Genomic DNA, 24,634 nt, shown 5'->3' on the forward strand with positions numbered 1-24,634 from the left:
ACAAGTAAAGTATAACCTTTCTTTCTTAAATCAAACAAAGGATACTATTTTTTAACCACAATAACATTGCAAGGTGCGTGATTAATGACGTAATTTGTTGTTGAGCCTACTAAAAGGCGGTCAAACATATCTGTTCCGGTTGCACCAATGACGATTAAGTCAATATTTTTATCTTCTTCTTCTGCAAAATTAACAATTCTTAGTTTTGGCTTACCTGCAATTTCGTAAGTTTCATATTCAACTTGTTCGCGGATAATATCTTTACAGTTTGCCAAAATATCTTGCGCAAGTTGATCCAATCCTGGTGTTTCTACAATACCTTTATGCACAGCACCATAATATTTATTGATATCTTTTACAGTCAGAACATGTAGTTTTGCATGATTGAGACGGGCAATACGAATCGCTTCATCTACTGCTTTGTAAGATTGTTCAGATCCGTCCACAGGAACCAAAATATTTTTATAATAGTCAGTCATAATCATTCCTCCTTTTATATCTTTCTCTACTTCTATTGTACATTTTCTTCCCCTAAAAACGAAATCATTTCCTTGAAAGCAATGCTCGACCGAAAAAAGCATAAAAGAAATACGCCCACAAAGTGAGCGCATTGAAGTGATAAGATAAACATCTTACTGGAATACTTGTATTATATCGCCACTTTCTTAAGTAACACTAAAAATTAATGCTTTTAAATAAGTCGATGACAAGCTACTTTTTGGATCTATTTAACGACCAAGACATTACATGGTGCATGATTTACAACAAACTGGGTGGTTGAACCTAACATAAGTTTATTAATCATACCTGCTCCAGTTGCGCCAATAACAATCAAATCCATCTTCTTATCTTCGGAAAATTGGACAATCATATGCTTAGGTGCACCAACAATCTCATAACTCTCATAAGGTACTTCTTCGCCAATAATCTCTGCTGCTTTCTTCAGGATATCTTGCGCCATCATATCAATTTCAGGATTTTCGACGACACCAAAGCCTGTCATGCCATAATGATGCTCCATATCCTTAACAGTCAAAACATGAAGTTTTGCGTTGTTTCTCTTTGCTAAAGTAATTGCTTCGTGCACTGCATTATAAGATTGATCTGAACCATCTAGTGCAACTAAAATATTGTGATATTGTTTTTCCATCATTAGTACCTCCGCTTCATTCTTTCCTTAAGTCTATTATCGCTCTTTCCTCGTAACAATTCAAATATTTCAGTGAAAAATTAGAGCAAATGTTCAGGTTTACTTTTAAAAGTAGCTTTTTTGTACTTTTTAAAAGAATGTGTTACAATAATTATGGAATTTCGTTATGTACGTTATAGTGTCCTTTCGTCGATATAATATAGAGAAAGGAGAATGCATTATGACATTCACTAACAAAAACAAAAATTTCAAGTATACTGTATCTTTGGATACTTCAAAAGATATTTTTAAAGTATTTTTGGCTAATGATCCAGCTGTTTTTGGGCTTGGTCGTACCATCGAAGAAGCAATGCAAAACTTGGAAGAATTAGCATAAGGAGCTCATAGCAATGGATGAATATTCCTCGTGATGGTATCTACTTCACACGTTTAAGTAGATGCCTTTTTTTGTACTCAAAAATCTAATTCTCTTCCCCTAAATATATCCTCAAAAATTTACTTCTTACCTAAATTATGGTTTAATGGCATCATAGACATCTGAATAGAAAAGAGATTGTACACATGATTTCAAAAAATATTCAAAGAGCAATGCTCAAAGCAAACCATATCGGCGCTGAATCTAAGGGATTTCCCTATCTAGCCGAATGTTTAAGACAGGAAGGAATTGTAAAAAATATATGGCACCTCCCTTCTGGAGACAGCTTCTACTTTTCGCAAGCTGGCTCACTTGTAAATCCGGGGAACCCTTTAATTGGACGTGTTGGGCCTTGCCCAGATTTTGATCAAATTGCTCTTATCAAAAATATTCGTGCAAACCAAGCTGGTAAAATTTCCTTCCCTGAATTCTTGGTTTCACTTTGGAAAGCGGGCGTAATCCGATATGAGATTGATTTCACTACACGACAGATGAGTTATTTTGGCGCATTTGACCAAGTCTATCAAGAAAACTATCCCACTGTTGAAATCGAGACTTCATCTACCGAATCTTTTCTCCCCTAATTAAAAAGCTCTTGAAATGTCAAGGTCTTTTTTTATTACCGACTATGCAGAGTGTGATGTTTTTTCATCTTCATAAGATAAACCATTATCACAGAAGTTTTGCTTCTCGTTGCCATTTTTGTTAAAATTCATCTATGATAAAAATTTATTTTAAGGCATTAATTCAAGCACTGCTTATTTTAGCAGTTTGCCTCTTTCTTCTTATTTATGTAGGCACAAAAATGCTGGCCTTCATTGCTTAAAAAATTTTAAGCTTCTTTTGCTTATCTTCTTTCTTTTGATAGAATTAAGGAATGGTTAAAATTTTATTTACCTCAATTATTAAAGTAGCGATTGCTCTTTTCATCATTATTTCTTTTGGAATGATGATGTTACCTTCATTCTTACCTATCATGTAAGCAAAAAAGTACCGGTAAATTACCGGTACTTTTTTATTCAGGAAAAGGTTCTACGTGTACATCAATATCAAAAACTTCAAACTTTTCGGACAGTTGTTTTTCAATTTCCTCGGTAATCATGTGGCTTTCCGCAACTGAAAGTTGAGCATCCACATAGATAACGATATCTAGAAAAATATTGGCACCATAAGTTCTTCCTCTAAGAAAAGGTACTCCTTTCACACCAGGAATTTTTAAAATATCCTTCTTATATTTTTCCAAATCTTCCTCAGGAAAACCATCAGATAAAGTAAAACTACTCTCTCTGAAAATTTCAACGGCCGTTTTGATAATGATAATACCAATAATAAAAGCCGCTACTGTATCTAAAATATAAAAGTGAAGATAAGAAGCCGCAATTGCTACAGCCGCACCAATTGATGTATAAGCATCACTTAAGTTATCCTTTGCTGCTGCCATCAAGGCTTGCGAATTAACTTTTTTTGCTAATCTACTATTATAAATGTACACAGCCACCATGATTAAAGCAGAACCAATACCGACTAATGCAGATAAAGGATTTGGTGGTGTGAAAGAATTATTGACAATCTTTTCAAAAGAAGAATATAAAACTTCAAGTCCAACCATCAGCATGATAAAGGAAGTAATCATACTCGCAATATTCTCAAATTTCCAATGTCCATAACGATGATCATTATCCTTTGGTTTGCGGGCAAGTTTCAAGCCTATGAGTACGGAAACTGAAGCAATCACATCTGTAAAATTATTCAAACCATCCGCACGCAACGCTTCCGAATTTGCAAATATCCCCATAAATATCTTTGTAAAAGCTAAAATGATATATGCTGAAATACTAATCCACGCGCCCTTCTCAGCGATTTTCAGTTCTTTATATCTCTTGTTTTCCATATCCTTCTCCTTCTGCAAAAAGTAACCTTTCTATTGTATCATCGACTATTGTAAAAACAAAATGAAATGTTGTTTTAATTTAATCAAGAAAGTTTAGAGCATTATTTTTAGGTTTCTCACATCTTTTTTCCTTTTATTCTATAAAATTACTCTTTTACAGTAAAAGAAAGCGTACTCTTTCCATCTGTGATATACTGTAACTAGGAGATTAATTTATGAAAAAAATTATATTAGGACTTATTCCACTACTTTTACTTGTTGGTTGTGGAGCGGATAAAAAAGAGGATACTGCCAATTTTGCTCAAGATAAACAGTCAAGTGCTCACAGTTCCTCCTCTACATCTGCTCCTAATTCTTCTCAGGATACTGCCGCATCAAGTGAGCAGCAAAAAAGTTATCCTGAAGCTTTAGAACAGTTTGCTAAAGGAGACTATTCAAACTTTCATGGGCTCTATAAAAACAGCAACAATGATGTTCTAATCATCACCAAAGACCACATTGAATATTATTCTCATACCGGAAAAGATATTGGCTCTGTCATTATCAACGAAAGTACTTTTAAATCTAAGACCGAAAATCAACCCTTTAACCAAATTTATCTTTTTAATCAAGGCCAGATAGAGATCAACTTTAATGCAACAGCAGATAAGATTGAAACAATTCAGATTACAGATAATGCTGGTACTACTGCTGATTTTACTTTAGCTGCCCAACTTGACAGCAATAATTTTACTAAGGATACTGTACTTAATTATTTTAAGAGCTATCTTTCCAATCCAGATGATTATTATTTTGATGCTGTGAATACGCAAGATTCTTTTGTAATTCAAGTTTTTTCAAAAGAAATGCGAGCAAATGGTGGGAGCGGAACCGTTGGTTTATACAAGGTTTTACCTAATGGCACTATTTATCTTGTAACTTATGATGTAGCAACAAATACATACCCCAAAGCCGAATAACCAATTATTCCTACATTATAAATAATAAATAAAAAATCTACGTTCTTAGACCGTAGATTTTTTATAAGTAAATTTTTCTAAATTTTATTCTGTACTTTTTGAGGAATATCTTGCTTCTGAACTTCCTCCCAGCTGGTTACGCCTTTCTTATCGTTATATACTAGCCTTAAATAAGCATCATGTCTGAGATTATGACTTCCAGTGAATTCCATTTCTTTGGCTTCACCCTTTTCATTATAACCGGTCAACGTATAATAGTACCTCGTAAATTCTTGCCCTGAATCGTCTTTTTCTTTTTTAGCAACACCATCTTCTCGAATATGAACGTAGTAACTGTCGCCACCATATGCTGTGTGATACCAAGCATAACCTCCGCCGACAACAATTAATACAAGTGCCATGATTCCTACTAATACTTTTTTCATATTTCATACCTCATTTATTTTTCTTCTATAAAATTATTTTACCTTTATTTTTGCAGTTACAACTTACATTTTCTTAAGAAAGTAATGTTCATTTTTTATTAAATTTGAAGAACCCACTATTCATCAAGTTTATCTAATGCCGTTCTAGGGATTTCATATTCTTTCCTGATTTTCCAGCTGGTTGCGTCCTTTTTGTTGTCCGCGTGAATTTCTAGATAAGTCCCAGCGTGGAGTTGTTGATCCGTTTCAAGATGAATCTCCCTAAGAGCTCCTCTAGAGCTCACTCCCTTTACTGTATAATTATAGTGACCTAAGGTACCAGCCGAATTTTTAAGTGTCTTCGTATTTACCTTCCCTTGAACATGTGCAAAGTAAATCGTTTGTGTATAGCTAATATTTTCCCAAAAAAAGCCAATGTCTAAAATTAAGAGTACACCTAAAAAACCAAACAATATTTTTTTCATTTTATTTTTCCATTCAACTCACAACATTAAGTTGTTAGCATTATTTTACTCCAAATTTGTCTAAAATAGACTTACATTATTGTAATAATCAAATTTGAGACCTCTTAACTCTGGGCGAATTCGTCCACACAAACTCTTAATTTTATTTATGATTCTATAATTATTTCTTCTATATACATGTCTCTTTTTTGTGTCTTTATTTTAGAAAATATTTTAAAAAAAATTATCAAAAATATGCAACTTTAGTCGTATAAAAAATTGCATAATCGGTATTTTTTATCTATAATACAGGTATAAAAGCCCAAGATTAAATAGACAGAAAATATAACTCATTTTATCTCCAAGGGAATTTTCTGTTCAGTTTAAATATGGGACCACTATACTTATGGGAGTAATCATTCTTGATAAAGAATTCAAAAAAAATAATCACTAAAAAATTTTTTCTATATGAGGCACTATTTGTAGCAGCTTTTCTCTTGAGTTCTTTTTGGCTTTTCAGTGCTGTTCGTTCAGAAAATTTTTCTTTAGAGCAAATTTACTCAAAAAATGGAGCTTATATCTTCATACTTAGCTTAATAGCATTGATCGTATCTTATCTGAATCGCGATAATTTAAAACATGGGTTATCCTCTGTTATAAGATTTTTAGGTAATAATATTGTCGCAGTATTTGGGATTATGGTTCTCTTTCAAATAGTTACCCTTTTATTTGCTTCAGGCCTCTCAGGATATGATGTTTACGGAGTATATCATGCTGCTATGGGCGATATAAATTCTCAAAAATGGACCTATCTCCAGAACTATCCTAATAATTTTTTACTTTTCTTATTCATGAGAGTCGTTCATAGTCTAACTCTTTTACAACTTTTAAATATCATAGCAATAGATTTTTCTATAGCAATGTCATATTTTACAGCAAAGCATCTTTTCGATAAACAAACCGCTCGATACAGTATCTTAATTTTTATAGCAACCCTCGGTTTTAGTCCTTGGTTTTTAAACACATATAGTGACACCTTTGTGTTGCCTTTTGTGAGCTTAGGGATGTTCTTTTTGACTCGATGGAACCAAGACAATATTTCGGCTCACTATAGACTTATATCTTTACTCTCTGCTGGTTTTTTCAGCTCCATAGCTTACTATCTAAAGCCCTCTGCAATTATTTTTGTGATAGCATACTTTTTAATTTCTATACTTAAGCTAAGAAAACTCAAACCTTTCTTTATCTCCTTCTTAGTCTTTATTATTGGTGCTTTAATGTTTGCAATGCCTTTTACACTTTATAAAAACAATCAAAACTATGTTCAATTTGATAAAAATAAAGCGTTTCCTATGACTCATTTTTTGATGTTAGGCATCTCTAAAAATGGTATGTATAATGTACCTGACGTGAGACTTACCAGATCAGCCAAAACTGCTAAGGAAAAGAAAGAGGTGAATATTGACGTCTTCAAGCAAAGACTAAAACAATTAGGAACTCTAGGATATGTCAAATTCCTATATGGAAAGTATTGTAAAACTGTCCGTGATGGTGCCTATGCTTGGGGCGCAGACGGTGGAGGTAAAACTGGTTTCCTTGTCACACAGAATCTCAATCCAAGCAAAAAACTCTCACCTTTTATTCATTCAAATTTCGGAAAGTTTTTAAGAAGCTTTATTTATACTGATAGCAATGGTAAAGGTTATGCCAATGGAAAAAATACTTTTTTCTACAGGTTCTTTGCACAAATTATCTATATCGTTATGATTTTTGGGATTTTACTTTCAACTCTAAAATCAAGATATGATTTTAAAGTTATGTGGTTACTTTTATCTATGATTGGACTTATGCTCTTCTTGCTTCTCTTTGAAGGTGGGAGAAGTCGCTATCTTATTCAAGCCTTGCCTGTATTTGTTATCTTAGCAGCTTATGGATATCATTCAAAATTTAGCACTCAAGATTTAAAAAAGGATTAATAAGTAAATAAAAATCTAACAGTCAAAAACTATTCTGACTCTGCTTACTCCTTATACAACTCACAACTTCATAAATAGATAAACTCCTACTGTATAGGGGTTTTATTTATGAAGCTTTAGTACACAATTTTACAAAGTTTTTTTGTTAAAATATAAATTATATTAAAAGGAGTCATTCTATGTTTTCATTTACTATCCCTAGCGCTTCTCTTCAGGAAATAATTTTTCAAAGTATCTGGTATGGCTTTATTTCAGGTATGATTTCTGGAATGGTTAAGATTGGTTGGGAAGCAATCCTTCCACCTAGAACCTCTGAAAGGAATGCCACTAATCCACCCCAACGTATGCTGGAGCAATTTGGAGTGCCTTCTTCACTTACTCATGCTTATGTTTTGTATTCGCGTGATCAAAAAGTGTATTGGTTTTCTTTAATTTTGCATTTTAGTTTTTCCATAGTCTTTGCTACATTATTTATTTTCATTGCACAATATTGGCCATGGATTGCCCTTTGGCAAGGTGCTGCTTATGGAATCATCATCTGGTTCGTTTGGCATATCGTTTTATTGCCTGTGATGAAAACCATCCCTGCACCTTGGAAACAGCCTTTCGCAGAACATTTCTCAGAGTTTTTTGGACATATCGTTTGGGCATGGTCCATCGCTGCCTGTCTATATTATTTAATATCAAAGGATAGCAGTGGAATTTTAACAAACATTTAAGTAAATTAAGTTTGTGTTTTAAGTTTATTGTGCTACAATAAGGATAGAATTTCGTTATATTCGTTATAGTGTCCTTTCGATGAGAAACAAGAAAGGGGAATGCATATGACATTCACTAATAACACTAAAAACTTCAAATACACAGTATCTCTAGATACTTCAACGAATTTATTTAAAGCTTCTATGGTAGATGCAACTACTTCATTAAGTAGTCTCGGCAACACCATTGAAGAAGCCGTGTATAATTTAGAAGCGATAGCATAACTAACAGCGCCTATTTGATTAGGCGCTTTTTTGTATGAAAAAAACCGCTCAATAGAGCGGTTTTATTAAACTACAATAAAGTAGTTATATATACAATGGAGGCGAGGGGAGTTGAACCCCTGTCCAGACACCTTGCTACATCAACGTCTACAACCATAGGACTTTCTCTAGTTTAACAAATTTCCAAAGCCAGTCTCAAACAGCAGAAATTTGCGGTGCTTTAAAATCTCTTTTTTTATGTAAAGCCACCATAAAAACGTATCCGACTGAGGTTTAGAGCTTCAGGCCGCCATCGGCGAACGATCATCAGCTACGCAAGCTGGTGTTTAGGCAGCGAGTGCGTAAGAAGTGTTATTTTTAGCAGTTATATTTATCTGCGATGGATTTAGGTGACATCACCACCAGTTGCAGTTCATGCGCGACAATGCCTGTCGAATCCGTAACGCCCCCGTTACGGTGGAATAACTTCCAGACATTAATTATAGCACAAGTCATTTAATATTTCACGCGCAATGGTCGAACCAAGATAGCAATAATTGAGAGTACTATAATGCCAACGCAAATGCTGACAGTACCAAAATTAACTTGCCCTGGCGCATTTAACACATTAATTGGAGAAAGCAAACTGAGAGGCAACCAGTCGGAAATATCACTCAGTGTCTGAATAATTGAACTCACTACCATCAGTACTATTGCGGAAACAACTGCTAGAAATGCCTTCCGTGTCCAGACAGCAACAGCACTGCCAAATATGACCAAGGTAAGTAGAGCTAGACTTTGGAGCAAACTCGCTGAGAGCACTCTGCCCAACTCAATTTCAGGAAAGAAAACCCAAGTTACATATGTGGCACTTACCACACCTACCAAATTGCTCACTAGGGTTACTAAAAAGGCGAGGATAAGCTTAGGCGTCCATAGAATAAACGAATTTCGGGCTACTGTTGAGTAGTAGAGTCCGAGGGAACTCTCCTTTTTCAGCTTAAAAGTATCAGCAGTAAAGTAAACCAAAACAAAAAGGCCAATCTGAGAAATATTACTAAAATACGACTCCATCAAAGCTTTCCAGTTGGGATCGGGCATGAGAATAATCGTCCCTTCTGTCCCACCAAAAGTCGCCAGAAATTCCTTCATATAATAAATCAAGACAGGTGAGGTAATACCAAAAAAAGCAAATAAAAAGAAAAGAATGAGGAGCCGGCTATTGCGCCACCACATTTTCGTTTCCAAAAGAATTAATCTTCTCACTTTTCTCCTCCTGTAATCGCACGCTCAAAAGCCATCTCAAGACTGTTGCTCGTAGCACGATAAGTACTTATTTTTTGCCCAATATCCGGGAAAATTTGTAGCAGTTTCTCTGTGTATTCACTTTTAATCATCAATTTTCCCGTAATTTCAGGATAGAATTCAATATCATTTACCTGAAGAATATCCATGACTTCTTGTTTGACTTGCTCACTTTTAATCTCTAGTTCTGCAAACTCGTCCATCTGACTATTTTCAATGAACTGATAAAGTGTGCCTTGAAAAATAAGTTCTCCATGATTTAAAACAAGGAGACGATCAGCAATATTTTCAATATCTGCAAGAAGGTGACTGGAAACAACTACTGTTTTTTCCTGTGATACTTTAGTAATCAGTTGCAAAATCTCAATTCGTCCAATAGGATCTAGGGCACTTGTTGGTTCGTCTAGAAATATCAAAACGGGATCAAGTAAGAGTGCCACAGCTATTCCCAGACGTTGCTTCATCCCCCGCGAATAGCCACCCACTTTCTTATTGGGATACTCTGATAAACCGACTTTTTCGAGTGTCGCCTCAATTTGTTGAAGGTCTTCTGCTTTTTCGTTCAAGGCGCAACTTTGTTGCAACACCTCTGTTGCGGTAAGGTAGGCAGGAAATTCAGGTGTGTCCGGACAATAGGCCAATGCTTGATTCGCAAGTTTAATTTCTCCCTGACTAGCTTTATGTTGACCTAAAATCGCATGAATTAAAGTTGTTTTTCCGGCACCATTAGGACCAATTAACCCAATAATTCCTGGATCTGCACTAATTGAGCATGTCACGTTTTTTAAAGCGTCAAAATTACCGAAAGAAACCGTTAAATCTTCTATTTCAATGATTTTATTCATATGTGTCCCTTCCTACAATAAAATAAAGAATTCCGCCTAAAGGAATCGAAATGATACAGACAAGTGCCCAAGCCCATCTTGGCAGGTACTTAACATGTGCACTTTTAAAAATACTGTAAAAACAAGCCCCTAAGTAGAGACAAACCAGCAAAATTAAAGGAACAATTATACGTGTATCCATTTTGTACACTCCATTCTTTGTCTTTTAAAATTCATCTTCATCGATTTTTTGAATTTCACGCAATATTGTTGTTAGGTGTTGATCCGATGCGTACTCTGCTAAAAGCTCATCAATCAACTGATTGCGCACCACATAATTAGAAAAAAGATGCAACTTCTCCTCATAACCTTCCAATACTTTTTCTGTTCGCTTAATATTATCATATACAGCTTGACGACTGACATTGAATTCCTCAGCAATCTCAGCTAAGCTATAATTATCTGCATAATAAAGTTCAATATAATTCATCTGTTTGTCCGTCAAAAGAGTCGCGTAGAACTCAAATAGCGTGTTCATACGATTTGTTTTTTCGATTTCCATAATTTCCTAATATTCTAAGAAAACACCTGATTTTTAATCGCTGTTTTCATCCTTATTTATAACTTAATTGTCCGTTATCTTTTATAATTTTATCATAATTATCGCCGTAATCATAAGGACATCTTCCCAGATTTGTAGCTTTGTTTTAAGATAGAAACTTGTCATGAACCTCAATGTCCCTAATAGACCAGAAAATCTCAACATAAATTTATGCAAGTCACACAACTTCGTCCTCTCTCAAAAATAGTTTTGCTTCCCTCAGTCGAAATCTCTCTTTGTCTTGTTATCAATATGTTATAATGGAGGAATGAAAAAGATTTTAATTGCGGATGATGATCGCTCGATTTTAACCTTACTTTCTTATAATTTTAGGCAGAGTGATTTTGAAGTGACCACAGTCAGTGATGGCAAACAAGCTCTGGATAAAGCTAAGAGAAATCATTACGATTTAATTTTGCTGGATTTAATGATGCCCGAACTCTCTGGTATTGAAGTGACGGAAATTTTGCGAAAAAAGCAAAACTTCACGCCAATTTTGATACTTACAGCGCGTGATGACGAAGAGATGAAACTGACTGGTCTTAATTCAGGTTCTGATGAATACTTGGATAAAGCAACTCCTATGAAGGAGATCATTGTCCGAGTAAATGCACTCATTCGACGCCACCAGCACTATAATAAAACGATTGAAAATGAAAAATCTGCGGAAAAATCTGGTATTAAATTTGACCGATTGGAGCTTGATTTCACTAAAAAAGTTTGTATCTTTGATGGACAACCTTTAGAGCTAACTAAACGTGAATTTGAAATTTTAGAGCTTTTAATTGAACGCTCAGGCGATGTGATTTCGCGTGAAGAATTGTTGCAGCACTTTTGGGGCATTTCTTCCGCTGCCGAAACGCGAACCATTGACGTTTTAATCAGCAAAATTCGTAAAAAGTTAGACAATCAATTTATAAAAACAAAACGAGGATTTGGGTACTACTTCTCTGATGAAAAAGATTAAGCTAAAAAATATTGTCATCTCGACAATCATTTATCTTGTTGCGACTGTGATTCTGCTTGTTTTTCTCAACATACAGATTCTAAAAACCGACACCAATCGTGTCTTGCACACTATTGACACTACAAAAACACTCCTCGCAGAAAATCCAAATTCTGCGCTTCCTAACAAGTTTCAGTATCTTCCAGCAGGTACACACAACCAGGAGACCGCAAAAATTGAAGAGGGCGCAGACTATGCACAGTCTGTCAGCCGTCATACTATTGAAATTACAAGTCCTATCCGTGTTGACGGTGTGATAACAGGTTATCTTCATGCTGAAGATAGTCGAACTTCGCCTTGGTTTACCAACTTAATGGTCGGTGGTTTTGCTTTAATTGTTTATCTTGCTTGTGCTTCTTACGTTTTTGTTCATGCCAGACGTAATTATCTTTTCACTCAAGATATTGTTGCTAAAATTAAAAATATCGAACGCAGCCCGCTCACGCAGAGTTACTTGATGAGCGAAAACGATGATAAAGTAACCCTGGCGCTAAACTCTCTGGGCGAATACATCCAAAATCAGATTTTATCGCACAGTGAAAAGAAAGAGAACATTTACGAATTCATTGAACTATTTCAATTTCCTATTTTCATTTACAATGCTAAAGGAAAAATTCGTAAAACAAATGCTGCTTTCAAAAATGAATTTGCGGATACACATAACCTTGATATTTTCAGTCCTTATGCTGACTTTTTAAGTTTCTTAGTGGATAAGATGCTCAATCCGACAACACAAGAAAAGAACTTTTACTTTGAAAACATCAACGCTTATTATCAGGTACGTATTTCTCCCCTGCCAGACTTGGACAACCGTTTTTTAGTCACTTTACTTGATATAACTGCGTTTAAACGAACACTAAATGCCCACAACGAACTGATTGCTAATGTTAGTCACGAACTGAAGACGCCTCTAACTTCAATTAAAGGATTCGCTGAGTTACTAAAAGACGACACACTTTCGGAAGCAGACCGTCACGAGTTTTCTCATATTATCAGCAAAGAAAGTTCACGCTTGATTGCTTTGGTTCAAGACACTCTACTCCTAACCAAGCAAAACATTCATATTGACAAGAAAAAAATCAATCTCTCCGCCCTTGTCGAAGAGATCTTAAACACTTCACAACCCTTGCTTGATGAAAAGCACCTGTCACTTCAGACAGATATTGCTCCTATCTCTCAAGTTACCAACCGTCAGATGGTGCATAGCATTTTTGAAAATTTGATTGAAAATGCCATCAAGTACACGGATGACCATGGAAAAATCTACGTTGGTCTCCATCAAAACAAGAAAAAAGTTGTTTTTACCGTCACGGATAACGGTCCTGGTTTAACAGAAATTGAAAAATCACGTATCTTTGAACGCTTCTACCGCGTAGATGAAAGCCGTACCCAAGTCACAGGAACTGGTCTAGGATTGTCTATCGTGGATAAAAACGTTAGAGAACTTCAAGGACATATTGAGGTAATCAGCGTTCCTGGTAAAGGAACGACATTTACTGTTACTTTATGAAAAGAAAAAAGACTTCTCTAAAGAGAGTCTTTTTTCTTTTAGCGTTCCAAATAAAACTCAAAACGCTCCCCAACATACTGAGAGAGGACATACTCAAATGCGCGACCATCGGCCAAATAAGAAATTTGCGTCAGTCCTAAAATAGCATCGCCCGACTTAATCTTCAGGTATTCAGCAACTTCGGTGCTGACTTTTTTGGCAGAAATAATTTGTTGACTGCGATCAATTTCATAACCTGCTTGTGTCAGTGTATTAAAAAAGTTAGAGGTAATATTTTTCTTTTCAAAAGATTTTACTAAATCATAAGGAATGCTTGCAACTTCATAACAGATGGGTACTTGATCTGCATAACGCACACGTTCCATCCGGATGATCATTTGTTCTTTCGAAATTTCCAGCTTCTCGCACTCGACTTCGTTAGGCAAAGTTTTGAGATAACTTAAAACTTCAGTTGACGGTGTTTTTCCCTGAGCAGTAATAATTTCTGTGAAGGATGTTGTGCCCCGCATCTTTTCGCGCACTCGGCGGCTGGCAACATACGTCCCACTCCCCACACGGCGCTCTAGGATTCCTTCCTCTACAAGTGACGTTACAGCTTGTCGCGCAGTCATCCGACTTACACCAAAGCGCTCAGCCAAATCTCGTTCACTCGGCAGCCGCTCACCAATCTTCCAAACTGTTTTTTCAACTTCTTCTTTTATCGCGTCATGAATTCTTATATAATTTGGAACATTGCTTCTTTGCATGGTGTCTCCCTCTGCCTTGTTTTTTTATTATTATATACCAATTTCAAATAAAAAACCAGCTATAATAGCTGATTTACATAATTGGTATAATTATTTTGCAGGGACTGTGATTTCACCATTGATGATTTTTTCTTTAGCAGTTTCAACAGCTTTCCATGCTTCATCTGAAGTATTGTTACGAGCGAGAGCTACACCTGAGTTTTTCAAATCGTACTTAAGAATTTCACCACCAGGGAATTTGTCGTCTTTAGTTTTGTTTGAAACGTCTTTGACAACATTACCTACTTCTTTAAGTGTAGAAGCTAATACGAAGTTAGATTCTTTACCATCTTTAGATTTAAATTTACCTTCGTCTTCTTGGTCACGGTCAACACCGATAACCCAAACTTTATCTGCTTCGTTCTTTGTTTCGTTAAGAACACGTGCTTCTGTAAATACACCTGTACCTACACCACCGGCTGCTTGATAGATAATATCTGCGCCACCAGAGTACATTGCTGAAGCGATAGTTTTACCTTTACCTGCATCGCTAAATGAACCTGCATATTGAACATCTACTTTGATGTTTGGATTGACAGATTTAACACCTTCTTGGAAACCAACTTGGAAGGCTGTGATGATATCTGACGCAATCCCTCCGATGAAGCCAACATGGTCAGTTTTGGTTGTTTTTGCTGCTGCAACACCGGCAAGATAAGCTGATTCTTGGTCAGCAAATGTTGCTGAAACAACGTTTTCTTGATTTTCAATCACAGAGTCAATAATTGCAAATTTAGTATCTGGATTGTTTTTAGCAGCTTGTGAAGTTGCTTCTTGGAGGCCGAATCCAATACCAAAAACTAAGTCATATCCACCAGATACAGCTGAGTTGAAGTTAGCTGTGTAGTCAGAAGCTGAGTTAGATTGGAAATAGTTGATACCTTTACCTCTTGAAAGGTTGTTCTCTTTACCCCATGCTTGCAAACCTTCCCAAGCTGATTGGTTGAATGAACGGTCATCAACACCACCAGTATCGGTAATCATCGCTACATTGAGATCTGTTTTGGCTTCACCACCTGAAGCTGCGTCACGTCCACGGCAACCTGCCAGAACTGCTACTGATGCAAGTGCAAGAGCACCAACTGCGAAAATACGTTTTTTCATGGAAACGTTTTCCTCCAAATTTAAAAATTTTTAAAACTCTCGCAAGTAAGAGTTTTTATGTATAAGTTTATTTTAAGATATTTTGTATATTAATTCAAGCCAAAAAGAAAAATGTGGGATTTATCCACATCTTTGTTCGGAAATAGCTTTTTTTCTGTCAATTTTAGAATTTTATTCCAATTCTTTAAAGGAATAAGGCAACAATTGACCCACTGATGTCTCTTTGACTTCTCCCGTTTTTGAGAGAAGATACACTGGCATATCAGCTTCACAAAATTCAGAAACAACTTGACGACATGCACCACAAGGACTGATTGGAGCGGCAGTTTCTCCATAAATATACAGACTTGAAAATTCCAAATGATCTTCGGATACAGCCTTAAAAATAGCTGTTCTCTCCGCGCAATTGCTCAAGCCAAAGCTCGCATTCTCAATATTACACCCTTGGTATACTTTACCATCGGTAGTTACAAGCGCTGCACCTACAGGAAAGTTGGAATAAGGGACATAAGCATGACTGCTCGCTTCACGTGCTGCTTCAATAAGTTCTTTAGTAGCTGGCATTGGCTGTTTCACCTTCCATGATTGCGACACCTGAAGAACAGCCCAAGCGGTTTGCACCAGCTGCGATCATGGCTTTGGCATCCTCAAGATTGCGGATACCACCTGAAGCTTTGACACCCATATCAGGTCCGACCGTTTCACGCATCAATTTTACATCTTCAACTTTGGCACCAGCTGTTGAAAATCCTGTTGATGTTTTAACAAAATCTGCGCCTGCACGTTGTGCTGCTTGACAAGCTTTGACTTTTTCTTCATCTGTCAAAAGGCTTGTTTCGATAATAACTTTAAGGATACGGCCATCTTTAACAGCGTTAACTGCTGCAATATCACTTTCCACTAAGTCCCATTTACCGTCTTTAGCTGCACCAATATTAATCACCATGTCCACTTCGTCTGCACCTTTTTTGATTGCATCTACAGCTTCAAAGGCTTTGACTTCTGAAGTGTTTGCCCCGAGAGGGAAACCGATAACTGTACATACTTTTGAAACTTCATCTTTAAGTTGTTCAGCAGCAAATGCTACCCATGTTGGATTGATACAAACACTTGCAAACTCGTATTTTTTTGCTTCATCAATGATAGCTTGGACTTTTTCTTGTGTTGCATCTGCTTTGAGGATTGTGTGGTCAATGTATTGATTGATTTTCATTTTTAGGTCTTCTCCTAGTTATTATTTATTATGCGGACTTTCAAGTACGCTTTAGTTGTGAACATTAAAATTTATTTGGGCTTGCGATTTTTAAGGTAAAGCATACCAATAATCGTATAAACCGAGATAAAGATAAGGATAAAAAGTGTAACTTTAAGCAGTGTATTCTGTGCCCAAAGATTCATTCCAATTGCGCCAAGTACAGCAGCTGTTACACTTTGGAGAGCTTTTATTCCGTTAGGAATAGGGGGAAGTTCATTTTTCATCAGCGAATAACTTCCAAAATTTCAGGTGCATGGATTTGTTGGTCAGAAATTTCGATATTGTCTTTAAACTCCGCAATCAAATCGGAAGAAATTGCACGATTGCTATAAAGTGTAGCAATAAGATCGCCTTTTTGGACTGAATCGCCTACTTTTTTCGCAAGATTAATACCTGCTTCAAAATCGATTGTATCTGTCTTGGTTGCTCTTCCAGCGCCTAGCTTCATCGCAACAATGCCGACTCCCATTGCTTTTTCTTGTGAGATAAAACCATCACGCTCAGCATAGATTTCAACAGTATGTGCCACATTTAACTCTGCAGTCAGATGGTTAAATGCTGTTGCATCTCCGTGTTGCGCTTCACACATAGCAAGGAATTTACCATAAGCTTTACCATTATCAAGATTTTCGATGATTTCTGGAATGGTTTTTTCTACACCTGCTAATGCAAGCATAATTTGAGCCAGTTCCGCAATAAAGTGACGGAATTCTGGTGTACCTTTGCCATTTAGCGTATTTACGGCTTCCGTAATTTCATTACGATTACCAATAGCATGGCCTAAAGGCTGGTTCATATTGGTCAAAACTGCTACCGTTTCACGGCCAACAGCTTTCCCTAAGTCTACCATCGTGCGAGCCAAGAGACGCGCATCTTCAATATTCTTCATGAAAGCACCATCGCCGACAGTCACATCAAGCAAAATGGCATTTGACCCCGAAGCAATTTTCTTAGACATGATCGAGCTTGCAATCAATGGAATAATATCGACTGTGGCTGTCACATCCCGAAGGGCATAGAGAAGCTTGTCTGCTTTAACCAACTCATCAGACTGACCAATCACCGCAATTCCGGAATTCTTCACTTGGGTGATAAAGTCTTCTTCTGTTTTTTCAATTTCAAATCCGGGAATGGATTCTAACTTATCTAGTGTTCCACCAGTATGTCCTAAACCACGGCCGGACATCTTAGCGACAGGGACATCAAAACTCGCCACTAAAGGCGCTAAAATAATCGTTACTTTATCACCTACACCGCCAGTAGAGTGTTTGTCTACCTTCACACCAGGAATAGCCGATAAATCAAATTCTTTACCTGAAGCAACCATGGCCATGGTTAAGTTGGCTGTTTCTTCTGTCGTCATGCCTTTAAAATAAAGCGCCATAGCAAGTGCTGCCATTTGGTAATCTGGAACCTCACCCGTTGCATAACCAGAGATAAGCCAATCGATTTCTGCTTTCTCAAAGTGGCCGCCATCACGTTTTTTTTGAATCAGGTCTACCATTCTGTAGGTCATAGTTTCTCCTTATAACTTCTTAAAATGTAATATCCTTTATCTTTGGCGACAATCTCACAATTGTCAAAGACATCCTTCATTTTCTTTTGCGCACTGGGCGCTCCCTGTTTTTTTTGAATAACGATCGTTAAGTGCCCACCGTCATTTAAATACTCATAGGCGTCGGATAAAATAGTGTGTACCACTTCTTTCCCCGCACGAATCGGGGGATTAGAAATAATAGCATCAAACTTTCCTTCAACCTGATCATATATGTTTGATAAAAAAATATCATTAACTTCTATATTATTTTTATCAGCATTTTTCTTAGCTAAATCAAGGGCGCGGCTATTTACATCTACAAGTGTGGCTTTCAAGCCATATTTTTTTGCTAAAGTTAAAGCTAGGGTACCATAACCACAACCGACATCGAGCAAAGTCTTCGCTCCTTCTGGTTGAAAATTATCCAGTAAAACACGTGAACCGTAATCAATAGCGTTTTTAGAAAATACACCTGCATCTGTCAGAAAGTGGAGGGGAAGCCCTAAAAGTTCAACCGATAGTTCCTGCACGTCATGTGCTAAATCTCGATTGTCTTCATAATACATATTTGTTTTTACCATTACAGTTTATTTTATCACAAAATATTTCATTTTTTCTGGGAAAACCTTTACAGATAGAGAGGAAGGATTAGAAAACCCTTACATTCTAATCTTGTTTTTTCAAGCAAGTCGGAGCTTCCTAGCTTGGATACTGCTTAGGTTTAGGGCTTTCTTGATAATTTTATAAAGTTAATCTTGCTGTTAAAACAAGTCTCTAAACACAGCCGACAAGCAAAATATGCTAAAATATCCTTATGAATAAATTCATCAATTATGATGAAATTTCGCGAGAAACGTGGCAAAATCTCTACCTTTCTTCAATCGTGCCTTTGACAAATAAGGAGCTCGATGCCATTCGTTCACTCAATGATGAAATTTCACTCCAAGACGTTATCGATGTATACTTGCCTTTAATTTATCTGGTCCGCCTCTATAAGAAAAATATTGAAGATTTAAGCTTTTCAAAAGGCTTATTTTTACAAAAAATTGTTAAAACGCCGCCATTAATTATCGGAATCTCCGGTTCTGTTGCAGTTGGAAAATCGACTGCAGCACGCCTTGTTCAACTTCTTTTGTCCCGTGAATTTAAAAAATTAAGCGTAGAGCTTGTGACAACCGATGGCTTTCTTTATCCTACAGCCGTTTTAGAAGAGCGAAACATGTTAGACCGTAAAGGATTCCCTGAAAGTTATGACATGGAGCACCTCTTAAACTTTCTTTACCGCGTAAAAAACGGCGAAACGTGTGAGATTCCGATTTATTCGCACGAAAATTACGATATACTCAAAGATCAAACTCAAACAATTGATCAACCTGATATCTTAATTGTCGAAGGGATAAATGTTCTCCAAAATCCACAGAGCGAGCATCTGTATGTTAGTGATTTTTATGATTTTTCTATTTATGTCGATGCGGATGAAGCTGTGATTGAAAGATGGTATTTGGAGCGTTTTGACAGTCTACTCAAACTTGCCGAAAATGATCCAAATAATTATTATCACCAATTTACAAAAATGCCTTACGATGAAGTGATGCAGCTAGCGCGTCAGACTTGGGCCAATACAAATTTGCCTAATTTGCGTGACTACATTGAGCCCACTCGCAATCGTGCGGAAGTCATCTTACATAAAACAGAGAATCATTACATTGATAAAATTTATTTGAAAAAGTTTTGAAAAAGCATAACATTAATTTACTCTTTAATTAAAAATGCTGTATTTTTGTATCAAACGTTTTTATAATCTGTTCTTTTATGATAAAATATTTTAATATTAATTTTTAGGAGGCCCACTTGTCTGATAAACAACTTGAAAAAATTATCGTTCTTGACTATGGTAGTCAATATAATCAATTGATTGCACGTCGCATTCGTGAAATTGGTGTTTTCTCAGAGCTGATGAGTCACAAAGTCACAGCTCAAGAAATCCGTGAAATAAACCCTTTGGGGATTGTACTTTCTGGGGGTCCTAACTCTGTTTACGACGAGGGTTCATTTGATATTGATCCTGAAATTTTCGAACTTGGATTACCTATTTTAGGTATCTGCTATGGTATGCAACTGATTAGTCACAAATTAGGTGGTAAAGTTGAGAGTGCTTCTGAAAGCGAATATGGTGTTGCACCTATCGAACTTAAAGCAAAATCTGAACTTTTCGCTCATACTCCTGAAACACAAGATGTTCTCATGAGCCACGGTGACCGTGTTGTTGAAATCCCTGAAGGCTTCCATGTGGTTGCTACTTCTCCAAACAGCCCATTTGCAGCGGTTGAAAACACAGAACGTAACATTTACGGTATTCAATTCCACCCTGAAGTACGTCACTCTGTATACGGAACAGATATGCTTCGCAACTTTGCTTTAAATATTTGTGGCGCTAAGGGTGATTGGTCAATGGAGAGCTTCATTGACATGCAAATTGAAAAAATCCGCGAACAAGTGGGAGACAAAAAAGTCTTGCTTGGTCTCTCTGGTGGTGTAGACTCATCTGTAGTTGGTGTGCTCTTACAGCGTGCTATCGGTGACCAATTGACTTCAATCTTTGTGGACCATGGTTTCCTTCGTAAAGGCGAGGGTGATCAAGTGATGAACATGTTGGGAGACAAATTCGGCTTAAATATTATCCGTGTTAATGCTGAAGAACGTTTCATGAATAAGTTAGCTGGTGTGTCTGATCCAGAGAAAAAACGTAAAATCATCGGTAACGAATTTGTTTACGTCTTTGATGATGAAGCTTCTAAACTTAAAGATGTTAAATTCCTCGCTCAAGGTACACTTTATACAGATGTCATTGAGTCAGGAACAGATACTGCTCAAACAATCAAATCACATCACAATGTTGGTGGCTTGCCAGAAGATATGCAGTTCGAATTGATTGAACCTTTAAATACTCTCTTCAAAGACGAAGTTCGTGCCCTTGGTACAGAACTTGGTATGCCTGATGAGATTGTATGGCGTCAACCATTCCCAGGACCTGGTCTTGCCATTCGTGTTATGGGTGACTTGACACCTGAGAAAATTGCGGTCGTCCGTGATTCAGATGCTATTCTTCGTGAAGAAATCGCTGCTGCTGGATTAGACCGTGATGTATGGCAATATTTCACTGTTAATACTGGCGTTCGTTCAGTCGGTGTAATGGGTGATATTCGTACTTATGACTATACACTCGCTATCCGTGCCATCACTTCTATCGATGGTATGACAGCTGAGTTTGCCAAACTTCCATGGGATGTTTTACAAAAGATTTCAGTACGTATCGTTAATGAAGTGGATCATATCAACCGCGTCGTCTACGATATTACCTCTAAACCACCTGCAACTGTTGAGTGGGAATAATTCCAAGCTAAAACAAATAAAATAGAAATAAAAAATCGCTCAACAGAGCGGTTTTTCTTTTGTCTGAATCGTTAAATTTGGCACAAAATAATCCCCCAACCTTATTGCTGAGGGATAGAGTTTATTATTTTTTACACTGCTATTATAACATCAAGAAAGCGTTATCGCAAGTGTTAAATAATTTTATTTTATCAAAGAATTAATGCAAGTTAACTTAAGCTTTTTCAAGTTCGAACAGGGGGTTTTTAGGAATTTCTTGCTTTTTAACTTCTTTCCAACTCAAAACGCCTTTTTTCTTATTGGTTACGACTTTCAAATAGTCATAATGTTTTAAACTATATTGTGCCGTAAGCTTTATTTCTTGCGATTTTCCTTTTTCATCAAATCCAATGACGGAATATTTATATTTTGTAACATGACCATTATCCGATTTTTTCATTTCAATTTTTTCATCTTCTTGAATTTTCACGAATAAATTCTTGCCACCATGCTCTGAATTGTGCCATACAGAATTTCCAACTATTAAAACTATAATTGCAACCAGGCCAAATACAACTCTTTTCATTATAAAATCCTTTTACTTATTTTTCCTGTAAAAACTATTATATAATGCTTCGCCCTTTTTTTTAAGGAAAACGACTCAGAATTCAGAAAAAAATTTTATAAGCAAAAAAGCTCTCCCGAGGAAAGCTTTTTTGCTTATTTGACAACCATAACGTTACAACGCGCATGATCAATAACATATGCTGTTGTAGAACCAACTAATAAACGGTCAAAGGCGCCTTTACCAGTAACACCAATAACGATCAAATCAATATCATTTGCTTGAGCAAAATCTACGATTTCTTTTTTGGGGGAACCTTCCACTCGATATGCCTTAAACTCTACCTGTTTCTTGATAATTTCAGAAGCTCTTTCAATGATTGCCCGTGATTGCTCTTCTAAATTTTCCAGGATAAGTGGTACACCATAAGCTGAACCATAAAGTCGCACATCGTCTTTGACATTCAAAACAAATAGCGATGTTTCATTACGTGCTGCAATTTTTACAGCTTCACGTACTGCTTTGTCAGATTGTTCTGAACCATCAACAGCTACCAAAATGTTTTTGTATTTTTCTCTCATAAAAAGCCTCCCTTTTCTAAAATTATCAATTTAATTCCTCTATAATTATATTTTAAATTAAAAAGAGAGAAAAAGATAATAATATGGTTGGAAAATTAAAGAAAAATTTAGTTTCTACTTTAATTAGAAGCACTTACTTTGTTGGTCGTGTAATTTCAAATGTATGACCTAAGCTTGTATAGGCTCTCCCTGACAAGCGCGCAACGGGATCAAGTTCTTTCGCTTTAATATAGAGTCTTTCCTCATCAATGACAGAATCATCCATAAGAATATTTTTTACTTCTAAGAGCATTAATTGGCTTGTTTTTCCTACTGGAATATGCTGATGGAGCACAACCTCTAAACGGGCTTTAGCATTTTCTATAGCAGGTACTTTTACTTCTTCTGATGCTGTAATTTTAATGTCGAATTTTTCAATTTCACTTTCTGTAGCAGTGAGAGGTGCTGATGTTTGATTCATAGCTTCAACATTATCCATATTAACCAGATGGATGACACCTTCCTTTGTTTCCAAAAGATTTCTAACAGAATCTTTCATCTCTGTCATAGCAATGGATACAATGACTGGATCTTTTGATACGACGTTAAAAAAGCTAAAGGGCGCTGCGTTGACAAGCCCTGTAGAATTTTGGGTTGTCAACCATGCAATCGGTCTTGGAATAACGAGTCCTGAAATTAATTTGTAAGCATCAGTACTGCTCATATCTTCTGGTTTAAATACTTTCATTCTTTCTCCCTATACGACGTTCTTTAATTTTTTCCATGGTCCACAGTGGTTCTAATTTTCTATCTCGAAATGCATCTGACGTATCCAAACGTCGTAAAGCAGCTGCAGTTCGTGCCTTTTCCGCTTCTGCTCCTGGAAAGAGATGCGGAGGCAAACTTAGTGAGAGACCTGCCTCGTCTGAAGTCTCATCTATCCAAAAGCCTGAGGTTACGAGCGCTTCTTCGTAACTACCAACCTTGGCTTGCCCGGATCGTACCATATCTAAGGCAGCAATACCCGGAGTATCTGTAGCGATTTCGAAAAGCACACCGGGTGCAACATTTACATATTCACTGGAAAAATAAAAACGTTCTACTAATCCCGAGTGAGGCATCATATAAGATTTGACACGCTCAATCCAATATCTAAGGGTATCAGGATTAGCTGTACGAAAAGCGACATGATGAACCGTGCCATAGCCTTGATATGCTCTCTGTGCTTCTTTATCCTGATCAATGATAATAGAAGCACCATTGCCCCCCTTCGCTACCTCAAAAAGAGTGAAATTATTTTCAGTAGCACTCTTGCGAAATCCAAAAACTTCTGCGAGCAATTGATGAATAATATTTACTTCTGCGAGCTTAATGAAAACAGGTCCTAAGCCTACAATAGCATGCCCAACTTCTACATTTGAAAGTTGCCAAGGTTTACCTGGAGCAAGGACACCTTGATTTTTTTCGTCGGAAATCAATTGGTACCGCTGACCATCAAAATCCTCAAACTCAAGATATTTTTTACCAAAGCGTTCTGCCACCAAACCATGTGGCACAGCTGCCGCTTTAAATCTTTGATGCCAGTATTCCAAAGATATATCTTGAGCAACACGAAAAGAAATACGGTCAATGCTATTGATACCGTGGCTACCGGCACCTATTCCAGGGAAATCAAAAAATGTCATATCCGTTCCAGGATTTCCCTCTTCATCCGTAAAATAAAGGTGATAGGTGTCGTAGTCATCCTGATTAACGGTAAATTTTGCCAGTCGCAGTCCTAAAATATTTGTAAAAAAATCATAGGTTTTTTGGGCACTTGAAGTAATCGCTGTAACATGGTGTATCCCCCCCAGTGCAAATTCCGAATTTAGTTTTGTCATAATTATTTTCCTTGAACGATTGTTTACAACTGTAAATCTTATTTTCATTATATCATGTCTTACATAATTTTCAAACAACTTGCATTAAAAAAATGCCTCTCTTCAGAGA

At 36.6% G+C, this 24,634-nt stretch carries 30 protein-coding genes and 1 other RNA gene; 10 read left to right on the forward strand and 21 right to left on the reverse strand.

The genetic code is table 11. The annotated features are described in order from the left end of the window. Window positions 1-44: 44 nt before the first annotated feature. Both BZZ03_RS04765 and BZZ03_RS04770 read right to left on the reverse strand, forming a co-directional pair. Window positions 45-479 carry a universal stress protein gene (locus BZZ03_RS04765; protein WP_004256982.1) on the reverse strand — a complete coding sequence of 145 codons (435 nt, stop codon included), beginning with the start codon at window positions 477-479 and terminating at the stop codon, window positions 45-47. Window positions 480-724: 245 nt separating this feature from the next. Then, window positions 725-1,150, reverse strand: coding sequence for a universal stress protein (locus tag BZZ03_RS04770; RefSeq protein WP_086582694.1), 426 nt, complete (start codon window positions 1,148-1,150; stop codon window positions 725-727). Window positions 1,151-1,370: 220 nt separating this feature from the next. Between BZZ03_RS04770 and BZZ03_RS04775 the strand changes: the two genes are divergently transcribed. Both BZZ03_RS04775 and BZZ03_RS04780 read left to right on the forward strand, forming a co-directional pair. Further along, window positions 1,371-1,526, forward strand: a complete 156-nt coding sequence (locus tag BZZ03_RS04775) for a hypothetical protein (RefSeq protein WP_225210226.1) — start codon at window positions 1,371-1,373, stop codon at window positions 1,524-1,526. Between the two features lie 185 nt (window positions 1,527-1,711). After that, window positions 1,712-2,149 carry a DUF1398 family protein gene (locus BZZ03_RS04780; protein WP_086582655.1) on the forward strand — a complete coding sequence of 146 codons (438 nt, stop codon included), beginning with the start codon at window positions 1,712-1,714 and terminating at the stop codon, window positions 2,147-2,149. Window positions 2,150-2,580: 431 nt separating this feature from the next. Here BZZ03_RS04780 and BZZ03_RS04785 read toward each other — a convergent pair whose 3' ends face one another. Continuing rightward, window positions 2,581-3,456, reverse strand: coding sequence for a cation diffusion facilitator family transporter (locus BZZ03_RS04785; protein ID WP_086582656.1), 876 nt, complete (start codon window positions 3,454-3,456; stop codon window positions 2,581-2,583). 215 nt (window positions 3,457-3,671) lie between these two features. Between BZZ03_RS04785 and BZZ03_RS04790 the strand changes: the two genes are divergently transcribed. Continuing rightward, a complete protein-coding gene (locus tag BZZ03_RS04790) occupies window positions 3,672-4,415 on the forward strand; it encodes a hypothetical protein (protein WP_086582657.1) in 744 nt (247 codons plus the stop codon). 77 nt (window positions 4,416-4,492) lie between these two features. Here the strand turns inward: BZZ03_RS04790 and BZZ03_RS04795 are convergent, their stop codons facing one another. Both BZZ03_RS04795 and BZZ03_RS04800 read right to left on the reverse strand, forming a co-directional pair. Then, on the reverse strand, window positions 4,493-4,840 hold the full coding sequence (locus BZZ03_RS04795; RefSeq protein ID WP_086582658.1) for a YxeA family protein: 348 nt from the start codon (window positions 4,838-4,840) through the stop codon (window positions 4,493-4,495). Between the two features lie 116 nt (window positions 4,841-4,956). Next, entirely contained in the window at window positions 4,957-5,304 is a 348-nt protein-coding gene (locus BZZ03_RS04800) for a YxeA family protein (protein ID WP_086582659.1), read from the reverse strand. A 401-nt stretch (window positions 5,305-5,705) separates the two neighbouring features. On the opposite strand from BZZ03_RS04800, the gene BZZ03_RS04805 reads away from it, so the two are divergent. From BZZ03_RS04805 to BZZ03_RS12160, 3 genes are all read left to right on the forward strand, one after another. Continuing rightward, the gene (locus BZZ03_RS04805; protein WP_086582660.1) at window positions 5,706-7,259 is read left to right on the forward strand and encodes a glycosyltransferase family 39 protein; all 1,554 of its coding nucleotides are present in this window, start codon (window positions 5,706-5,708) and stop codon (window positions 7,257-7,259) included. 179 nt (window positions 7,260-7,438) lie between these two features. Next, window positions 7,439-7,978 carry a YagU family protein gene (locus tag BZZ03_RS04810; RefSeq protein ID WP_061413011.1) on the forward strand — a complete coding sequence of 180 codons (540 nt, stop codon included), beginning with the start codon at window positions 7,439-7,441 and terminating at the stop codon, window positions 7,976-7,978. A gap of 105 nt (window positions 7,979-8,083) precedes the next feature. Next, window positions 8,084-8,242, forward strand: a complete 159-nt coding sequence (locus BZZ03_RS12160) for a hypothetical protein (RefSeq protein ID WP_165716880.1) — start codon at window positions 8,084-8,086, stop codon at window positions 8,240-8,242. 93 nt (window positions 8,243-8,335) lie between these two features. Here the strand turns inward: BZZ03_RS12160 and ssrA are convergent. The 5 genes from ssrA to BZZ03_RS04835 all read right to left on the reverse strand — a co-directional run bounded on the left by ssrA (window position 8,336) and on the right by BZZ03_RS04835 (window position 10,912). Then, window positions 8,336-8,692: a transfer-messenger RNA gene (gene ssrA, locus BZZ03_RS04815) on the reverse strand. Between the two features lie 45 nt (window positions 8,693-8,737). Next, complete coding sequence (locus BZZ03_RS04820; RefSeq protein WP_019294082.1) at window positions 8,738-9,487, reverse strand: hypothetical protein; 750 nt, start codon at window positions 9,485-9,487, stop codon at window positions 8,738-8,740. Beyond that, window positions 9,484-10,371 (reverse strand): ABC transporter ATP-binding protein, encoded by an 888-nt coding sequence (locus BZZ03_RS04825; protein WP_086582661.1) that lies wholly within the window; start codon window positions 10,369-10,371, stop codon window positions 9,484-9,486. The genes BZZ03_RS04820 and BZZ03_RS04825 overlap by 4 nt, the downstream gene beginning before the upstream one ends. Continuing rightward, on the reverse strand, window positions 10,364-10,552 hold the full coding sequence (locus BZZ03_RS12415) for a PLDc N-terminal domain-containing protein (protein ID WP_086582662.1): 189 nt from the start codon (window positions 10,550-10,552) through the stop codon (window positions 10,364-10,366). Before BZZ03_RS12415 ends, BZZ03_RS04825 begins: the two co-directional genes overlap by 8 nt. 24 nt (window positions 10,553-10,576) lie before the next feature. Then, window positions 10,577-10,912, reverse strand: coding sequence for a putative DNA-binding protein (locus BZZ03_RS04835; RefSeq protein WP_019294085.1), 336 nt, complete (start codon window positions 10,910-10,912; stop codon window positions 10,577-10,579). Between the two features lie 307 nt (window positions 10,913-11,219). Here BZZ03_RS04835 and BZZ03_RS04840 point away from each other — a divergent pair, with 307 nt between their 5' ends. Together BZZ03_RS04840 and BZZ03_RS04845 are read left to right on the forward strand one after the other, a co-directional pair. Beyond that, window positions 11,220-11,918: a response regulator transcription factor gene (locus BZZ03_RS04840; protein WP_004256833.1), complete on the forward strand. Its 699-nt coding sequence runs from the start codon at window positions 11,220-11,222 to the stop codon at window positions 11,916-11,918. Beyond that, entirely contained in the window at window positions 11,887-13,467 is a 1,581-nt protein-coding gene (locus BZZ03_RS04845) for a sensor histidine kinase (RefSeq protein WP_086582663.1), read from the forward strand. The genes BZZ03_RS04840 and BZZ03_RS04845 overlap by 32 nt, the downstream gene beginning before the upstream one ends. A gap of 38 nt (window positions 13,468-13,505) precedes the next feature. Here BZZ03_RS04845 and BZZ03_RS04850 read toward each other — a convergent pair whose 3' ends face one another. The 7 genes from BZZ03_RS04850 to BZZ03_RS04880 form a co-directional block, all read right to left on the reverse strand. Next, the gene (locus tag BZZ03_RS04850) at window positions 13,506-14,213 is read right to left on the reverse strand and encodes a GntR family transcriptional regulator (RefSeq protein ID WP_086582664.1); all 708 of its coding nucleotides are present in this window, start codon (window positions 14,211-14,213) and stop codon (window positions 13,506-13,508) included. 90 nt (window positions 14,214-14,303) lie between these two features. Further along, window positions 14,304-15,356, reverse strand: coding sequence for a BMP family lipoprotein (locus tag BZZ03_RS04855; protein ID WP_086582665.1), 1,053 nt, complete (start codon window positions 15,354-15,356; stop codon window positions 14,304-14,306). Between the two features lie 171 nt (window positions 15,357-15,527). Beyond that, window positions 15,528-15,920, reverse strand: a complete 393-nt coding sequence (locus tag BZZ03_RS04860) for a cytidine deaminase (protein WP_019293372.1) — start codon at window positions 15,918-15,920, stop codon at window positions 15,528-15,530. Further along, window positions 15,907-16,569: a deoxyribose-phosphate aldolase gene (gene deoC / locus BZZ03_RS04865; RefSeq protein WP_019293373.1), complete on the reverse strand. Its 663-nt coding sequence runs from the start codon at window positions 16,567-16,569 to the stop codon at window positions 15,907-15,909. Before deoC ends, BZZ03_RS04860 begins: the two co-directional genes overlap by 14 nt. A gap of 71 nt (window positions 16,570-16,640) precedes the next feature. Further along, entirely contained in the window at window positions 16,641-16,835 is a 195-nt protein-coding gene (locus BZZ03_RS04870; RefSeq protein WP_086582666.1) for a hypothetical protein, read from the reverse strand. Then, a complete protein-coding gene (locus tag BZZ03_RS04875; RefSeq protein ID WP_086582667.1) occupies window positions 16,835-18,127 on the reverse strand; it encodes a pyrimidine-nucleoside phosphorylase in 1,293 nt (430 codons plus the stop codon). Before BZZ03_RS04875 ends, BZZ03_RS04870 begins: the two co-directional genes overlap by 1 nt. Continuing rightward, entirely contained in the window at window positions 18,124-18,729 is a 606-nt protein-coding gene (locus BZZ03_RS04880; RefSeq protein WP_086582668.1) for a class I SAM-dependent methyltransferase, read from the reverse strand. Before BZZ03_RS04880 ends, BZZ03_RS04875 begins: the two co-directional genes overlap by 4 nt. A gap of 233 nt (window positions 18,730-18,962) precedes the next feature. Between BZZ03_RS04880 and coaA the strand changes: the two genes are divergently transcribed. Then, window positions 18,963-19,883, forward strand: coding sequence for a type I pantothenate kinase (coaA, locus tag BZZ03_RS04885; protein ID WP_019292344.1), 921 nt, complete (start codon window positions 18,963-18,965; stop codon window positions 19,881-19,883). Window positions 19,884-19,999: 116 nt separating this feature from the next. Beyond that, a complete protein-coding gene (gene guaA / locus BZZ03_RS04890; RefSeq protein WP_017370164.1) occupies window positions 20,000-21,541 on the forward strand; it encodes a glutamine-hydrolyzing GMP synthase in 1,542 nt (513 codons plus the stop codon). 214 nt (window positions 21,542-21,755) lie between these two features. Here the strand turns inward: guaA and BZZ03_RS04895 are convergent, their stop codons facing one another. From BZZ03_RS04895 to BZZ03_RS04910, 4 genes are all read right to left on the reverse strand, one after another. Then, window positions 21,756-22,106 (reverse strand): YxeA family protein, encoded by a 351-nt coding sequence (locus BZZ03_RS04895; RefSeq protein WP_019292345.1) that lies wholly within the window; start codon window positions 22,104-22,106, stop codon window positions 21,756-21,758. A 134-nt stretch (window positions 22,107-22,240) separates the two neighbouring features. Continuing rightward, a complete protein-coding gene (locus tag BZZ03_RS04900; protein ID WP_014024946.1) occupies window positions 22,241-22,666 on the reverse strand; it encodes a universal stress protein in 426 nt (141 codons plus the stop codon). A 133-nt stretch (window positions 22,667-22,799) separates the two neighbouring features. Next, window positions 22,800-23,393: a flavin reductase family protein gene (locus BZZ03_RS04905; RefSeq protein WP_061412995.1), complete on the reverse strand. Its 594-nt coding sequence runs from the start codon at window positions 23,391-23,393 to the stop codon at window positions 22,800-22,802. Beyond that, the gene (locus BZZ03_RS04910) at window positions 23,380-24,525 is read right to left on the reverse strand and encodes a VOC family protein (protein WP_416171632.1); all 1,146 of its coding nucleotides are present in this window, start codon (window positions 24,523-24,525) and stop codon (window positions 23,380-23,382) included. Before BZZ03_RS04910 ends, BZZ03_RS04905 begins: the two co-directional genes overlap by 14 nt. Between the last annotated feature and the right edge of the window lie 109 nt (window positions 24,526-24,634).

Origin of the sequence: Lactococcus petauri (assembly GCF_002154895.1) — a bacterium.
Lineage (GTDB): Bacteria > Bacillota > Bacilli > Lactobacillales > Streptococcaceae > Lactococcus > Lactococcus petauri.

Excerpts from the sequence above, each read along its gene's own strand:
- BZZ03_RS04765 (WP_004256982.1), bottom strand. The coding sequence starts at position 479 with ATGACTGACTATTATAAAAATATTTTGGTTCCTGTGGACGGATCTGAA.
- BZZ03_RS04770 (WP_086582694.1), bottom strand. The coding sequence starts at position 1,150 with ATGGAAAAACAATATCACAATATTTTAGTTGCACTAGATGGTTCAGAT.
- BZZ03_RS04775 (WP_225210226.1), top strand. The coding sequence starts at position 1,371 with ATGACATTCACTAACAAAAACAAAAATTTCAAGTATACTGTATCTTTG.
- BZZ03_RS04780 (WP_086582655.1), top strand. The coding sequence starts at position 1,712 with ATGATTTCAAAAAATATTCAAAGAGCAATGCTCAAAGCAAACCATATC.
- BZZ03_RS04785 (WP_086582656.1), bottom strand. The coding sequence starts at position 3,456 with ATGGAAAACAAGAGATATAAAGAACTGAAAATCGCTGAGAAGGGCGCG.
- BZZ03_RS04790 (WP_086582657.1), top strand. The coding sequence starts at position 3,672 with ATGAAAAAAATTATATTAGGACTTATTCCACTACTTTTACTTGTTGGT.
- BZZ03_RS04795 (WP_086582658.1), bottom strand. The coding sequence starts at position 4,840 with ATGAAAAAAGTATTAGTAGGAATCATGGCACTTGTATTAATTGTTGTC.
- BZZ03_RS04800 (WP_086582659.1), bottom strand. The coding sequence starts at position 5,304 with ATGAAAAAAATATTGTTTGGTTTTTTAGGTGTACTCTTAATTTTAGAC.
- BZZ03_RS04810 (WP_061413011.1), top strand. The coding sequence starts at position 7,439 with ATGTTTTCATTTACTATCCCTAGCGCTTCTCTTCAGGAAATAATTTTT.
- BZZ03_RS12160 (WP_165716880.1), top strand. The coding sequence starts at position 8,084 with ATGACATTCACTAATAACACTAAAAACTTCAAATACACAGTATCTCTA.
- BZZ03_RS04825 (WP_086582661.1), bottom strand. The coding sequence starts at position 10,371 with ATGAATAAAATCATTGAAATAGAAGATTTAACGGTTTCTTTCGGTAAT.
- BZZ03_RS12415 (WP_086582662.1), bottom strand. The coding sequence starts at position 10,552 with ATGGATACACGTATAATTGTTCCTTTAATTTTGCTGGTTTGTCTCTAC.
- BZZ03_RS04835 (WP_019294085.1), bottom strand. The coding sequence starts at position 10,912 with ATGGAAATCGAAAAAACAAATCGTATGAACACGCTATTTGAGTTCTAC.
- BZZ03_RS04840 (WP_004256833.1), top strand. The coding sequence starts at position 11,220 with ATGAAAAAGATTTTAATTGCGGATGATGATCGCTCGATTTTAACCTTA.
- BZZ03_RS04850 (WP_086582664.1), bottom strand. The coding sequence starts at position 14,213 with ATGCAAAGAAGCAATGTTCCAAATTATATAAGAATTCATGACGCGATA.
- BZZ03_RS04855 (WP_086582665.1), bottom strand. The coding sequence starts at position 15,356 with ATGAAAAAACGTATTTTCGCAGTTGGTGCTCTTGCACTTGCATCAGTA.
- BZZ03_RS04860 (WP_019293372.1), bottom strand. The coding sequence starts at position 15,920 with ATGCCAGCTACTAAAGAACTTATTGAAGCAGCACGTGAAGCGAGCAGT.
- deoC (WP_019293373.1), bottom strand. The coding sequence starts at position 16,569 with ATGAAAATCAATCAATACATTGACCACACAATCCTCAAAGCAGATGCA.
- BZZ03_RS04870 (WP_086582666.1), bottom strand. The coding sequence starts at position 16,835 with ATGAAAAATGAACTTCCCCCTATTCCTAACGGAATAAAAGCTCTCCAA.
- BZZ03_RS04875 (WP_086582667.1), bottom strand. The coding sequence starts at position 18,127 with ATGACCTACAGAATGGTAGACCTGATTCAAAAAAAACGTGATGGCGGC.
- BZZ03_RS04880 (WP_086582668.1), bottom strand. The coding sequence starts at position 18,729 with ATGGTAAAAACAAATATGTATTATGAAGACAATCGAGATTTAGCACAT.
- coaA (WP_019292344.1), top strand. The coding sequence starts at position 18,963 with ATGAATAAATTCATCAATTATGATGAAATTTCGCGAGAAACGTGGCAA.
- BZZ03_RS04895 (WP_019292345.1), bottom strand. The coding sequence starts at position 22,106 with ATGAAAAGAGTTGTATTTGGCCTGGTTGCAATTATAGTTTTAATAGTT.
- BZZ03_RS04900 (WP_014024946.1), bottom strand. The coding sequence starts at position 22,666 with ATGAGAGAAAAATACAAAAACATTTTGGTAGCTGTTGATGGTTCAGAA.
- BZZ03_RS04905 (WP_061412995.1), bottom strand. The coding sequence starts at position 23,393 with ATGAAAGTATTTAAACCAGAAGATATGAGCAGTACTGATGCTTACAAA.
- BZZ03_RS04910 (WP_416171632.1), bottom strand. The coding sequence starts at position 24,525 with ATGACAAAACTAAATTCGGAATTTGCACTGGGGGGGATACACCATGTT.